The organism is Escherichia sp. KTE31 (assembly GCF_000407925.1).
Classification (GTDB): domain Bacteria; phylum Pseudomonadota; class Gammaproteobacteria; order Enterobacterales; family Enterobacteriaceae; genus Escherichia; species Escherichia ruysiae.
In genome coordinates this window covers 824,543-837,768 of record NZ_KE136726.1, presented here as the reverse complement: position 1 = coordinate 837,768, position 13,226 = coordinate 824,543, and the positions used below count along the sequence as shown (strand labels likewise).

Below are 13,226 nucleotides of genomic sequence, written 5' to 3'. Positions count from 1 at the left end.
GTGAGCCCGCCAACCTGCCTTACTCTGGGGTTAACCAGTATCCTTCACAACAGGTCAGCCACGCCTGGGCACAGTGGGAAAGGTAAACGCCCTCACGCCAAATCATGCCTAATTTCCAGCGTAGTTCGCTTTCCAGCGGCAGCCATTTTAAGGTGTTTTTATCTAATCGCTGGCAAATGGGTTCCGGCAAAATGGCTATTCCGACACCGGCCTGAACCATCGCGGCGAGAAAATCCCATTGCCCGCTGCGAACCGCAATCCTCGGCTTAACGCCATGTTCATCGAATAACGCCATTAATTGCTTACTTAAGGCAAAATCTTCGTTATAGATAAGTAGAGGATGTTCCGCCAGTGTCTCTGGTGAGACGGCATCACGCTCAAGCCATTTACCTGAACGCGGCGCCAGCACACAAAGCGGATGACTAAACAGCGATAACGTTGTCAGGCCACTTTCTTCTACTGGCAGGGCGGTCAGTGCCATATCCAGTTCGCCGTTCATTACCGCTTGTTGTACCGTCAGACCACCAAACTCCGAAATCTTTAGTTCCACGCCGGGGTAACACTGGCGGAACAGCCCCACAGGTCCAGCCATTAACATGCCAACCATTGGCGGAATTCCCAGCCGCAATATGCCTTTATTGAGTTGGTTTATATCGTCCAGCTCGGCCTCCAGTTGCCGAAACTCAGCAAGAATTGCCAGTGCACGCTCAAACACGACGCGACCAGTATCAGTGAGAAGCAGCCGACGGCCATCGCGGATCAACAATATACAGTTCAGCTCATCTTCGAGATTCTTCAGCATTTTGCTGATGGTGGGCTGGGTCACAAACAGCTTCTCCGCTGCGCGGGTGAAGCTCTGCTGGCGCACGACTTCGACAAAATAACGCAGCGTTCTGATATCCATAACTATTCCCTTTGACTATACCTGCAATGATTTTAATTCATTTCAGTAGCGGCATGAGGCTCTCTATACTTAGCGTTCTGTTTTATTTTCAGGATATCCCCTCATGTCCGTGGCGCTTCGCCGCATTACCCCTGCCGTTGTGCAATCTATGCAGGTATTTGTGCAGGTTGTGCTGTATGCAGGTTTATTTATTTTTGCGCAATATCTCGTCTCCTGGCTGCATTTGCCGCTACCCGCCAATCTGGTGGGGATGATCCTGATGCTGGCGCTGATTGTTTGCCGCATTATTCCTCTGCAATGGGTACGTGCCGGGGCGCGCTGGTTACTGGCCGAAATGCTGCTGTTTTTTGTCCCTGCCGTAGTGGCGGTGGTGAACTATGCACAACTATTACTGGTGGATGGCTGGCGTATTTTTGCGGTGATCGCGTTGAGCACGGTGATGGTTCTGGGCACGACCGCCTGGGTAGTGGAAAAAGTCTATCGCTATGAAATGCGCAGGTTAAACCGTGACTAATTTTCAGCTAAGTATGCTCTGCCTGGCGATTACGCTGGTTATCTATTTTCTTAACAAACGCCTTTATCGCCGCTTTCGTAAACTGCCGTTGATGCCTCTGGTGCTGACGCCTGCGCTACTGGTTATGCTGCTGGTTTTTGGCAATATTTCCTGGCAAAACTATATTGGCGAAGCGCACTGGCTACTATGGCTATTAGGCCCGGCAACCATCGCCTTTGCGGTGCCGGTATATGACAATCGGGCGATCATTAAACGTCACTGGATGTCGCTGACGGCGGGCGTACTGACGGCAACGGTGGTGGCAGTGACCAGCTCGGTGTGGCTGGCGCGATTATTTACCCTGCCGGATGAGATCCAGCGGAGCCTGGCGGTGCGTTCGGTCACTACGCCATTTGCTCTGGCAGCGAGCCAGTCGCTCGGCGGACAGCCCGATCTGGTGGCGCTGTTTGTGGTGGTCACCGGCGTGTTTGGTATGGCGATTGGCGACGTGCTGTTTTTACGTCTATCTATTCGCGAAGGGATGGCGAAAGGTGCTGGATTTGGCGCGGCGTCTCATGGCGCCGGGACTGCGCGATCGTATGAACTGGGTCAACAAGAGGGAGTGGTTGCCAGTCTGGTCATGATGCTTTCTGGCGTATTGATGGTACTGGTGTCGCCGCTGGTGGCCTGGATGATGTTCTGAAGGAATTCCCCGATCAGGCGACCGGGGAAGGGTAGAGATTAATGCGCGCGGCCTTGCTCAACGCCAAAGCCGGTCTGGGAACGGATAAATTGCGCACGGAACAGTTCACGCTCACGCGCCCCTTCCGCTGAGTTATCGGTTGCCGAGAAGAACCAGATGCCGAGGAATGCCACGGTGATCGAGAACAGCGCCGGGTATTCATACGGGAAGATGGCTTTTTCGTGACCGAGGATCTGTACCCAAATAGTCGGGCCGAGGATCATCAGTACCACCGCAGTAATCAATCCTAACCAGCCGCCCAGCATCGCACCACGCGTGGTCAGTTTCGACCAGTACATAGAAAGCAGAATGATTGGGAAGTTACAGCTCGCCGCGATGGCAAACGCCAGACCCACCATGAAGGCGATGTTCTGATTCTCAAACAGGACGCCGAGGATAATGGCAATCACGCCCAAAATTAGCACGGTGATTTTCGATACCCGCAGCTCTTCACGTTCGGTCGCGCCTTTTTTGAAGACGTTGGCGTACAGGTCATGCGAAACCGCCGATGCACCTGCCAGCGTCAGACCCGCAACCACCGCGAGGATGGTGGCGAAAGCAACCGCTGAAATAAAGCCGAGGAACAGGTTACCGCCTACCGCATTGGCCAGGTGAACCGCCGCCATGTTGTTACCGCCAATCAGCGCCCCTGCCGCGTCTTTATAGGCCGGATTCGCACCGACCAGCATGATCGCGCCAAAACCGATAATAAAGGTCAGGATATAGAAGTAACCCATAAATCCGGTGGCGTAGAACACGCTCTTACGCGCTTCACGGGCATCGCTGACCGTAAAGAAACGCATTAGAATATGCGGCAAGCCAGCCGTACCAAACATCAGTCCCAGCCCCAGTGACAGCGCGGAGATCGGATCTTTCACCAGCCCGCCCGGCTTCATGATGTCGACACCTTTCGGGTGTACCGCCATCGCTTCGCTGAACAGATTGTTGAAGCTAAAGCCGACGTGTTTCATCACCATAAAGGCCATAAAGCTGGCACCGAACAGCAACAGTACGGCTTTGATAATCTGTACCCAGGTGGTCGCCAGCATTCCGCCGAACAGGACGTACATCATCATCAGTACGCCGACCAGAACCACCGCAATGTGATAGTTAAGGCCAAACAGCAGTTCGATCAGTTTACCTGCGCCTACCATCTGGGCGATAAGGTAAAGTGCCACGACCACCAGAGAACCACAGGCCGAAAGAATACGAATTGGTCCCTGCTTCAGACGGTACGAGGCCACATCGGCAAAGGTATAGCGACCGAGATTACGCAGACGTTCGGCAATCAGGAACAGAATGATCGGCCAGCCCACCAGGAAGCCCAGCGAGTAAATTAAGCCGTCATAGCCGGAAGTAAACACCAGCGCGGATATCCCCAAAAATGAGGCGGCAGACATATAGTCACCCGCAATCGCCAGCCCGTTCTGGAAACCGGTGATATTGCCGCCTGCGGTGTAGTAGTCATTACGAGAACGTACGCGTTTTGACGCCCAGTAGGTAATACCGAGCGTAAACACGACGAAAATCAGGAACATAATAATCGCCTGCCAGTTCGTTGGCTGGCGCTCTACGGCCCCGCTAATAGCATCCGCCGCGTTAGCTGCGAAAGGGAGTGTGGCGGCAAGCGCCGTCAGAACTCTTTTCATGATGCTTGTACCTCATGCAGGACTTCATTATTAAGACGGTCAAATTCGCCGTTCGCCCGCCAGATGTAGATACCAGTGAGAACAAAGGAGATCACAATCACTCCAACACCGACTGGAATCCCGCGTGTGACGCTGGTGTTCGGGTTCAGCGGAGTGCCCAGCCAGCCGGGCGCGAAGGCGATCAGTAAAATAAAGCCGATATAAACTGCCAGCATAATAATCGACAGGATGGTGGCAAACCGTTGCCGTTTTTCGACTAACTCCCTGAAATGCGCATTGTCTTCTATCCGCTGATAAATAGTGCCATTCATCACAGATTCTCCAGAGGTAATGTAGGGATTGTTTTAATTCCTGCTCCCTTATGGGAGAAGGTTAACGCTCAGGTAACCCATCGCCTGATGCGCCGCTGTCGCGTCTTATCAGGCCTACAGCCGTTGCCAAATGTAGACCGGATAAGGCGTTATACGCCGCATCCGGCAATTGTGGGTTACGATGGCATCGCGATAGCCTGCTTCTCTTCAAGCAGCTTCTCGACTACGCCAGGATCGGCAAGCGTCGAGGTATCGCCCAGGTTGCTGGTATCGCCCGCCGCAATTTTGCGCAGAATACGGCGCATAATTTTGCCGGAGCGGGTTTTAGGCAGGGAGTCGGTCCAGTGCAGCACGTCTGGCGTCGCCAGCGGGCCAATCTCTTTACGCACCCAGTTGCGGACTTCTGCGTACAGTTCTGGTGACGGTTCCTCCCCGTGATTAAGCGTGACGTAGGCGTAAATCGCCTGACCTTTAATATTGTGCGGAATACCGACGACAGCGGCTTCGGCTATCTTCGGATGCGCCACCAGCGCCGACTCAATCTCTGCCGTTCCCAGACGGTGACCAGAGACGTTCAGCACGTCGTCCACGCGCCCGGTGATCCAGTAATAGCCATCTTCATCACGACGCGCGCCGTCGCCGCTGAAATACATATTTTTGAAGGTGGAGAAGTAGGTCTGCTCAAAACGCTCGTGATCGCCAAACAGCGTGCGCGCCTGACCCGGCCAGGAGTCGGTGATCACCAGGCTGCCTTCGGTAGCGCCTTCCTGCGGGTTACCTTCGTTATCGACCAGCGCCGGTTGCACGCCGAAGAACGGACGCGTAGCAGAACCAGCTTTCAGCTCGGTAGCGCCTGGCAGTGGGGTAATCATGAAACCGCCGGTTTCGGTCTGCCACCAGGTATCAACCACCGGGCATTTCTCGTTGCCTATCTTCTTCCAGTACCACTCCCACGCTTCCGGGTTGATTGGCTCGCCCACGGAGCCGAGAATACGCAGCGACGAACGGTCGGTGCCTTCAATCGCTTTATCGCCTTCCGCCATCAGTGCGCGAATGGCTGTTGGCGCGGTATAGAGAATATTGACCTGATGCTTATCTACCACCTGCGCCATACGGGCAGGCGTCGGCCAGTTCGGTACGCCTTCAAACATCAGCGTGGTCGCCCCACAGGCCAGCGGGCCGTACAGCAAGTAACTGTGTCCGGTAACCCAGCCCACATCGGCGGTGCACCAGTAGATATCGCCCGGATGATAATCAAAAACATATTTAAAGGTCAGCGCCGCGTACACCAGATAACCGCCGGTAGTGTGCAGCACGCCTTTCGGCTTACCGGTAGAACCGGAGGTGTAGAGAATAAACAACGGATCTTCGGCGTTTACTTCTTCCGGCTGGTGCTGATCGCTGGCTTGCTCAACCAGGTCGTGCCACCACAGGTCGCGCCCTTCCTGCCAGTCAATTTTCCCGCCAGTACGCTTCAGTACAACCACATGTTCAATGCTGGTGACGTTCGGATTTTTCAGCGCGTCATCGACGTTTTTCTTCAGCGGAATGCTGCGCCCGGCGCGTACACCTTCGTCGGAAGTGATCACCAACCGTGAGTTAGAATCAATAATGCGTCCGGCAACGGCTTCCGGCGAGAAGCCGCCGAATATCACCGAATGCACCGCACCAATGCGGGCGCAGGCCAGCATCGCGACTGCGGCTTCTGGCACCATTGGCATATAAATCGCCACCACATCACCTTTTTTAATGCCCAGCTCGAGCAGGGTATTGGCGAAGCGGCAGACGTCGCGGTGCAGCTCTTTATAGCTGATATGTTTGCTCTGGCTGGCGTCATCGCCTTCCCAGATGATGGCGGTACGATCGCCGTTTTCTTGCAGATGGCGGTCAAGGCAGTTTGCCGCCAGATTCAGCGTGCCGTCCTCGTACCATTTAATTGACACATTACCGGGGGCAAAGGAGGTGTTTTTCACCTTCTGGTAGGGTTTGATCCAGTCGAGAATTTTTCCCTGTTCGCCCCAGAAGGTATCTGGTGCGTTAATAGATTGTTGATACATCGCCTCGTACTGCTGAGGGTTTATCAGGCAATGGTCTGCGATGTTGGCAGGAATGGTGTGTTTGTGAATTTGACTCATGCTTTTGTTCTCCTTGTAGGATGTTAATAATATGTGGCATAAGCGTTAAATGTAGGGGTATTGGCAGTTTTGTTTAGTATTTGGGCGACAGATCACGCAAAAGTAGAATTGTGCAAATAAACGGCAGGGTAATTTTTGAAGGTCACCAACAAAAGTTGATTAATTCTTTGAGGAACATGCAGTTATGCATGCTGTTGAAAACGAGGAAGATACTGACTAACTCTAAAGTGGTATTTTACATGCACTTACAATTGATTAAAGACAACATTCTGAGTGTGGTTATTTGTTACACATAGGGGCGAGCAATGTCATAACAGTGTATGTGCGGTTACTGTTATGAAAAAACAATAAAAACTGCCATTTCCTCAATGGCAAAATTTGGATGAAGCCCCTATGACAAGGATAAAAATAAACGCACGCCGTATCTTCAGCTTATTGATTCCTTTTTTCTTTTTCACTTCTGTTCACGCTGAACAAACGGCCGCTCCCGCGAAACCTGTAACTGTGGAAGCGAAGAATGAAACCTTTGCCCCGCAGCACCCCGATCAATATCTCTCCTGGAAAGCCACCTCGGAACAATCAGAGCGTGTTGACGCACTGGCGGAAGATCCACGTCTGGTGATCCTGTGGGCGGGATATCCCTTCTCACGCGATTACAACAAGCCGCGCGGACATGCCTTTGCTGTGACCGATGTGCGTGAAACTTTGCGTACCGGTGCGCCGAAAAATGCCGAAGATGGCACGATGCCAATGGCCTGCTGGAGTTGTAAAAGCCCGGATGTGGCGCGTCTGATCCAGAAAGACGGCGAAGATGGCTACTTCCACGGTAAATGGGCGCGCGGCGGCCCGGAAATCGTCAACAACTTGGGTTGTGCTGACTGCCATAACACTGCTTCGCCAGAGTTCGCCAAAGGCAAACCGGAGTTAACCCTTTCACGTCCGTATGCGGCTCGTGCGATGGAAGCGATTGGTAAACCTTTTGAGAAAGGCGGACGCTTCGACCAGCAGTCGATGGTCTGCGGTCAATGCCACGTGGAGTATTACTTTGACGGTAAAGATAAAGCCGTTAAATTCCCGTGGGATAACGGCATGAAAGTCGAAAACATGGAGCAGTATTACGACAAAATTGCCTTCTCTGACTGGACTAACTCCCTGTCCAAAACGCCAATGCTGAAAGCGCAGCATCCGGAATATGAAACCTGGAGTGCGGGCATTCACGGCAAAAATAACGTGACCTGTATCGACTGTCACATGCCGAAAGTGCAGAACGCCGAAGGCAAACTCTACACCGACCATAAAATTGGTAATCCGTTTGATAACTTCGCCCAGACCTGTGCGAACTGCCATACCCAGGACAAAGCTGCCTTGCAAAAAGTGGTCGCGGAACGTAAGCAGTCGATTAACGACCTGAAAATCAAGGTTGAAGATCAACTGGTTCACGCTCACTTCGAAGCGAAAGCGGCGCTGGATGCAGGCGCGACGGAAGCCGAAATGAAGCCGATTCAGGACGATATCCGTCATGCTCAGTGGCGTTGGGATCTGGCGATCGCTTCCCACGGCATTCATATGCACGCACCGGAAGAAGGTCTGAGGATGCTCGGTACGGCGATGGATAAAGCGGCGGATGCGCGCACTAAACTGGCGCGCCTGCTGGCGACCAAAGGCATCACCCATGAAATCCAGATCCCGGATATCTCGACCAAAGAGAAAGCCCAGCAGGCAATTGGCCTGAACATGGAGCAAATCAAGGCCGAGAAGCAGGACTTCATCAAAACGGTGATCCCGCAGTGGGAAGAGCAGGCACGTAAAAACGGTCTGTTAAGCCAATAACCCCCGTTCCGCCTCGCAAGGGGCGGAAAACACAATGGAGTGAATATGAGCGTATTACGTTCGTTATTAACTGCCGGGGTGCTGGCGTCGGGCCTGTTGTGGAGCCTGAACGGAATTACCGCTACCCCTGCGGCGCAGGCATCTGAAGATCGCTACGAAGTTACCCAGCAGCGTAACCCGGATGCCGCCTGTCTGGACTGTCATAAGCCAGACACCGAAGGTATGCATGGCAAACATGCTTCCGTTATCAACCCAAATAATAAACTGCCGGTCACCTGCACCAACTGTCACGGCCAGCCGTCACCGCAACACCGTGAAGGGGTGAAAGATGTGATGCGCTTTAACGAGCCGATGTACAACGTTGGTGAGCAGAACAGCGTTTGTATGTCCTGCCATCTGCCGGAACAGTTGCAAAAAGCGTTCTGGCCGCACGATGTCCACGTGACCAAAGTGGCGTGCGCCAGCTGCCATTCCCTGCATCCACAGCAAGATACGATGCAGACGTTAAGTGACAAAGGACGGATTAAGATTTGCGTCGATTGCCACAGCGATCAGCGCACCAATCCGAACTTTAACCCGGCGTCTGTTCCGTTGCTTAAGGAGCAGCCATGACCTTGTCACGTCGCCAGTTTCTCACCGGCGTCGGCGTGCTGGCAGTCGTCAGCGGCACCGCAGGGCGCGTGGTGGCGAAAACGTTGAATATTAATGGCGTGCGTTACGGCATGGTGCATGACGAGTCGTTATGCATCGGCTGTACCGCCTGTATGGATGCTTGTCGGGAAGTGAACAAGGTGCCGGAAGGTGTCTCGCGCCTGACGATTATTCGTAGCGAGCCACAGGGCGAATTTCCTGATGTGAAATATCGCTTCTTCCGTAAGTCTTGCCAGCACTGCGACCATGCGCCGTGCGTTGACGTCTGCCCGACAGGTGCGTCTTTTCGCGATGCTGCCAGCGGGATTGTCGATGTTAACCCGGATCTCTGCGTCGGTTGTCAGTACTGCATCGCCGCCTGTCCGTACCGCGTGCGCTTTATCCATCCGGTCACGAAGACGGCGGACAAATGCGATTTCTGCCGTAAGACCAATTTGCAGGCCGGTAAGCTGCCCGCGTGCGTTGAGGCTTGCCCGACGAAGGCGCTGACGTTTGGCAATCTGGACGATCCTAACAGTGAGATTTCGCAACTGCTGCGCCAGAAGCCCACTTACCGCTACAAGCTGGCGCTGGGAACCAAACCGAAGCTGTACCGCGTACCGTTTAAATACGGGGAGGTGAGCCAATGACGCAGGCTTCCGCATTTCATTTTGAATCACTGGTGTGGGACTGGCCGATTGCCATCTATCTGTTTTTGGTGGGGATTTCTGCCGGGCTGGTGACGCTGGCGGTGTTGCTGCGTCGCTTCTACCCGCAGGCGGGCGGCGCAGACAGTACGTTGCTGCGAACCACGCTGATTGTCGGGCCTGGCGCGGTGATCCTCGGTCTGTTGATCCTCGTCTTCCACCTGACGAGACCGTGGACCTTCTGGAAGCTGATGTTCCACTACAGTTTTACCTCGGTGATGTCGATGGGGGTAATGCTGTTTCAGCTCTACATGGTGGTGCTGGTGCTGTGGCTGGCGAAAATCTTTGAACACGATTTGCTTGCCCTGCAACAACGCTGGTTGCCGAAGCTGGGGATCGTGCAAAAGGTTTTGAACCTGCTGACGCCCGTTCATCGCGGACTGGAAACGCTGATGCTGGTGCTGGCGGTGTTGTTGGGGGCTTATACCGGCTTTCTGCTGTCGGCGCTGAAATCGTATCCGTTCCTCAATAACCCGATCCTGCCGGTGCTGTTCCTGTTCTCCGGTATCTCGTCCGGTGCGGCGGTGGCGCTGATCGCCATGGCGATACGCCAGCGCAGTAATCCGCATTCTACGGAAGCGCACTTTGTTCACCGTATGGAAATTCCCGTGGTATGGGGTGAAATCTTCCTGCTGGTGGCGTTTTTCGTCGGTCTGGCGCTGGGCGATGACGGTAAAGTGCGTGCGCTGGTGGCGGCGTTGGGCGGCGGTTTCTGGACGTGGTGGTTCTGGCTTGGTGTTGCCGGGCTGGGGCTGATTGTGCCAATGCTGCTCAAACCGTGGGTGAATCGCAGTTCCGGCATTCCTGCCGTGCTGGCGGCGTGTGGAGCCAGCCTGGTCGGTGTATTGATGCTGCGCTTTTTCATTCTCTACGCCGGACAGTTGACGGTGGCATAAACCAGAAAAGAGGTGGTTTCTGGACGTATTCCTTCCTGAAGTCGGTTTTCTGGCGTTGTTGTTAAGTCTTGGGGTCAATGTGTTGACCCCGTTGACGACCTTCGCGGGAGTGCGGTTGCGCTGGCCTGCCATGATGCGACTCACTTGCATCGGCATTCTGGCGCAGTTCGTGCTCCTGCTGCTCGCCTTTGGCGTGCTGACATATTGTTTTCTCATCAGCGATTTCTCGGTCATTTATGTCGCCCAACATAGCTACAGCCTGCTGTCGTGGGAACTCAAACTGGCGGCGGTGTGGGGCGGTCATGAAGGTTCGTTGCTACTTTGGGTGTTGTTACTTTCCGCCTGGAGCGCGCTGTTTGCCTGGCATTATCGGCAGCAAACCGATCCGTTATTTCCGCTGACGTTAGCCGTTTTATCTCTCATGCTCGCCGCACTGTTGCTGTTTGTGGTGCTGTGGTCCGATCCCTTTGTACGGATATTTCCGCCAGCAATTGAAGGTCGCGATCTCAATCCGATGCTGCAACATCCCGGTCTTATCTTTCATCCACCGCTGCTTTATCTCGGTTATGGCGGTTTGATGATGGCGGCGAGCGTGGCGCTGGCGAGTTTACTGCGCGGCGAGTTTGATGCGATCAGCGCCCGAATTTGCTGGCGCTGGGCACTACCTGGCTGGAGCGCATTAACGGCGGGGATCATCCTCGGTTCCTGGTGGGCCTATTGCGAACTGGGCTGGGGTGGCTGGTGGTTCTGGGATCCGGTGGAAAACGCCTCTTTATTACCCTGGCTTTCTGCCACTGCGCTGCTGCACAGTTTGTCCCTGACACGCCAGCGGGGGATTTTCCGCCACTGGTCGCTGCTGCTGGCGATAGTTACCCTGATGTTGTCCTTGCTGGGCACGTTGATTGTCCGTTCTGGCATTCTGGTTTCGGTTCATGCGTTCGCGCTGGATAATGTCCGCGCTGTGCCGCTGTTTAGCCTGTTTGCGCTGATTAGCCTTGCGTCTCTGGCGCTATATGGCTGGCGAGCGCGGGACGGTGAGCCGGCGGGGCGTTTTTCGGGGTTATCGCGAGAAATGTTAATCCTCGCTACGCTGTTGCTGTTTTGCGCAGTGCTACTGATCGTGCTGGTGGGAACGCTTTATCCGATGATTTACGGCCTGCTGGGCTGGGGACGCCTCTCCGTTGGCGCGCCGTATTTTAACCGCGCGACGTTACCGTTTGGTCTGTTGATGCTGGTGGTGATTGTGCTGGCGACGTTTGTCTCTGGCAAACGCGTGCAGCTTCCGGCGCTGGTAGCTCATGCGGGCGTGCTGTTATTTGCCGCCGGGATCGTGGTCTCCAGCGTCAGCCGTCAGGAGATCAGCCTGAATTTACAGCCGGGTCAGCAGGTGACGCTGGCAGGATACACCTTCCGTTTTGAGCGCCTCGATCTACAAGCCAAAGGTAATTACACCAGCGAAAAAGCGATAGTGGCGTTATTTGACCATCAGCAACGCATTGGTGAACTGACACCGGAGCGGCGTTTTTACGAAGCACGTCGTCAGCAAATGATGGAGCCGTCAATTCGCTGGAACGGCATCCATGACTGGTATGCGGTCATGGGTGAAAAAACCGGAGCGGATCGTTACGCTTTTCGTTTGTATGTACAAAGCGGTGTGCGCTGGATCTGGGGGGGAGGATTGTTGATGATTGCGGGCGCATTGTTAAGCGGATGGCGGGGGAGGAAGCGCGATGAATAAAGGACTTCTCACGCTACTGCTGTTATTTACCTGTTTTGCGCGCGCTCAGGTTGTAGACACCTGGCAATTCGCCAATCCGCAACAACAGCAACAGGCGTTAAATATTGCCAGCCAGTTACGTTGTCCGCAGTGCCAAAATCAGAACTTACTGGAATCCAACGCGCCGGTGGCAGTCAGTATGCGCCATCAGGTTTACAGCATGGTGGCGGAGGGGAAGAACGAAGTCGAAATCATTGGCTGGATGACCGAACGCTACGGAGATTTTGTTCGCTATAACCCACCGTTAACGGGTCAGACGCTGGTGTTGTGGGCGCTGCCTGTGGTGTTGTTACTGCTGATGGCACTGATCCTCTGGCGAGTGAGGGCGAAGCGATGAAACAGCCCAAAATACCGGTGAAAATGCTGACAATACTCACGATTTTGATGCTATTTCTCTGTGTCGGCAGTTATCTGTTAAGCCCAAAATGGCAGGCGGTACGTGCGGAGTATCAGCGTCAGCGCGATCCGCTACATCAGTTTGCCAGCCAGCAAACCCCGGAAGCGCAGCTTCAGGTATTGCAGGATAAAATCCGCGCTAATCCACAAAACAGCGAACAATGGGCGTTACTGGGCGAGTACTATCTGTGGCAAAACGATTACAGCAATTCGCTGCTGGCGTACCGTCAGGCGTTGCAACTACGTGGTGAGAACGCTGAACTGTATGCGGCGCTGGCGACGGTGCTTTATTACCAGGCCACCCAGCATATGACCGCCCAGACTCGCGCGATGATCGACAAAGCTCTCGCGCTGGACGAAAACGAAATCACCGCCCTGATGCTGCTGGCTTCCGATGCGTTTATGCAGGCGAATTACGCGCAGGCCATCGAACTATGGCAAAAAGTGATGGATCTCAATTCACCCAGGGTCAACCGGACACAGTTGGTTGAGTCGATTAATATGGCAAAACTCCTTCAACGGCGATCGGACTAATCATTCGGTGTTGCAGATTATGTTATTGAGCTGCGTAAAAAATAATCGAATGAACATATGACAAAAATAATCACCAATCAGTATTATTGCAGATTAAACAAATAAAAATCTTTCCATAACAAATGGTTATTCATTAATCCTGCCATAAACTCGCGTTATTATGCATTAATGCAGCGAAAAGCTCTGTTGTTAAAGGGTTGCGCAACATACCGCGCAAATGAT

The 13,226-nt window shown here is 53.8% G+C and carries 13 protein-coding genes; 9 read left to right on the top strand and 4 right to left on the bottom strand.

Translation table 11 applies throughout. The annotated features are described in order from the left end of the window. Positions 1-19: 19 nt before the first annotated feature. The gene (locus WES_RS01750; RefSeq protein ID WP_016159883.1) at positions 20-904 is read right to left on the bottom strand and encodes a LysR family transcriptional regulator; all 885 of its coding nucleotides are present in this window, start codon (positions 902-904) and stop codon (positions 20-22) included. 103 nt (positions 905-1,007) lie between these two features. Between WES_RS01750 and WES_RS01755 the strand changes: the two genes are divergently transcribed. Together WES_RS01755 and WES_RS01760 are read left to right on the top strand one after the other, a co-directional pair. After that, complete coding sequence (locus WES_RS01755) at positions 1,008-1,418, top strand: CidA/LrgA family protein (RefSeq protein WP_000109438.1); 411 nt, start codon at positions 1,008-1,010, stop codon at positions 1,416-1,418. Further along, positions 1,411-2,100: an LrgB family protein gene (locus WES_RS01760; RefSeq protein ID WP_000181101.1), complete on the top strand. Its 690-nt coding sequence runs from the start codon at positions 1,411-1,413 to the stop codon at positions 2,098-2,100. Before WES_RS01755 ends, WES_RS01760 begins: the two co-directional genes overlap by 8 nt. Positions 2,101-2,138: 38 nt before the next feature. Here WES_RS01760 and actP read toward each other — a convergent pair whose 3' ends face one another. The 3 genes from actP to acs all read right to left on the bottom strand — a co-directional run bounded on the left by actP (position 2,139) and on the right by acs (position 6,234). Continuing rightward, positions 2,139-3,788: a cation/acetate symporter ActP gene (actP, locus tag WES_RS01765; RefSeq protein ID WP_000832546.1), complete on the bottom strand. Its 1,650-nt coding sequence runs from the start codon at positions 3,786-3,788 to the stop codon at positions 2,139-2,141. Further along, entirely contained in the window at positions 3,785-4,099 is a 315-nt protein-coding gene (locus WES_RS01770) for a DUF485 domain-containing protein (protein ID WP_001296646.1), read from the bottom strand. Before WES_RS01770 ends, actP begins: the two co-directional genes overlap by 4 nt. A 176-nt stretch (positions 4,100-4,275) precedes the next feature. Then, positions 4,276-6,234 carry an acetate--CoA ligase gene (gene acs, locus WES_RS01775; RefSeq protein ID WP_016159884.1) on the bottom strand — a complete coding sequence of 653 codons (1,959 nt, stop codon included), beginning with the start codon at positions 6,232-6,234 and terminating at the stop codon, positions 4,276-4,278. Positions 6,235-6,627: 393 nt separating this feature from the next. Here acs and nrfA point away from each other — a divergent pair, with 393 nt between their 5' ends. From nrfA to nrfG, 7 genes are read left to right on the top strand one after another with little or no spacing between them, the layout of a single operon-like run. Beyond that, entirely contained in the window at positions 6,628-8,064 is a 1,437-nt protein-coding gene (nrfA, locus tag WES_RS01780; RefSeq protein ID WP_016159885.1) for an ammonia-forming nitrite reductase cytochrome c552 subunit, read from the top strand. A 45-nt stretch (positions 8,065-8,109) separates the two neighbouring features. Continuing rightward, entirely contained in the window at positions 8,110-8,676 is a 567-nt protein-coding gene (gene nrfB / locus WES_RS01785; RefSeq protein WP_010354304.1) for a cytochrome c nitrite reductase pentaheme subunit, read from the top strand. Then, the gene (nrfC, locus tag WES_RS01790; RefSeq protein WP_016159886.1) at positions 8,673-9,344 is read left to right on the top strand and encodes a cytochrome c nitrite reductase Fe-S protein; all 672 of its coding nucleotides are present in this window, start codon (positions 8,673-8,675) and stop codon (positions 9,342-9,344) included. The genes nrfB and nrfC overlap by 4 nt, the downstream gene beginning before the upstream one ends. Next, the gene (gene nrfD, locus WES_RS01795; RefSeq protein ID WP_016159887.1) at positions 9,341-10,297 is read left to right on the top strand and encodes a cytochrome c nitrite reductase subunit NrfD; all 957 of its coding nucleotides are present in this window, start codon (positions 9,341-9,343) and stop codon (positions 10,295-10,297) included. The genes nrfC and nrfD overlap by 4 nt, the downstream gene beginning before the upstream one ends. 19 nt (positions 10,298-10,316) lie before the next feature. After that, positions 10,317-12,035, top strand: a complete 1,719-nt coding sequence (locus WES_RS01800; RefSeq protein WP_071599089.1) for a heme lyase CcmF/NrfE family subunit — start codon at positions 10,317-10,319, stop codon at positions 12,033-12,035. Further along, positions 12,028-12,411 carry a heme lyase NrfEFG subunit NrfF gene (nrfF, locus tag WES_RS01805; protein ID WP_001032546.1) on the top strand — a complete coding sequence of 128 codons (384 nt, stop codon included), beginning with the start codon at positions 12,028-12,030 and terminating at the stop codon, positions 12,409-12,411. Before WES_RS01800 ends, nrfF begins: the two co-directional genes overlap by 8 nt. Then, complete coding sequence (gene nrfG, locus WES_RS01810; protein WP_016159889.1) at positions 12,408-13,004, top strand: heme lyase NrfEFG subunit NrfG; 597 nt, start codon at positions 12,408-12,410, stop codon at positions 13,002-13,004. Before nrfF ends, nrfG begins: the two co-directional genes overlap by 4 nt. Positions 13,005-13,226 lie beyond the last annotated feature (222 nt).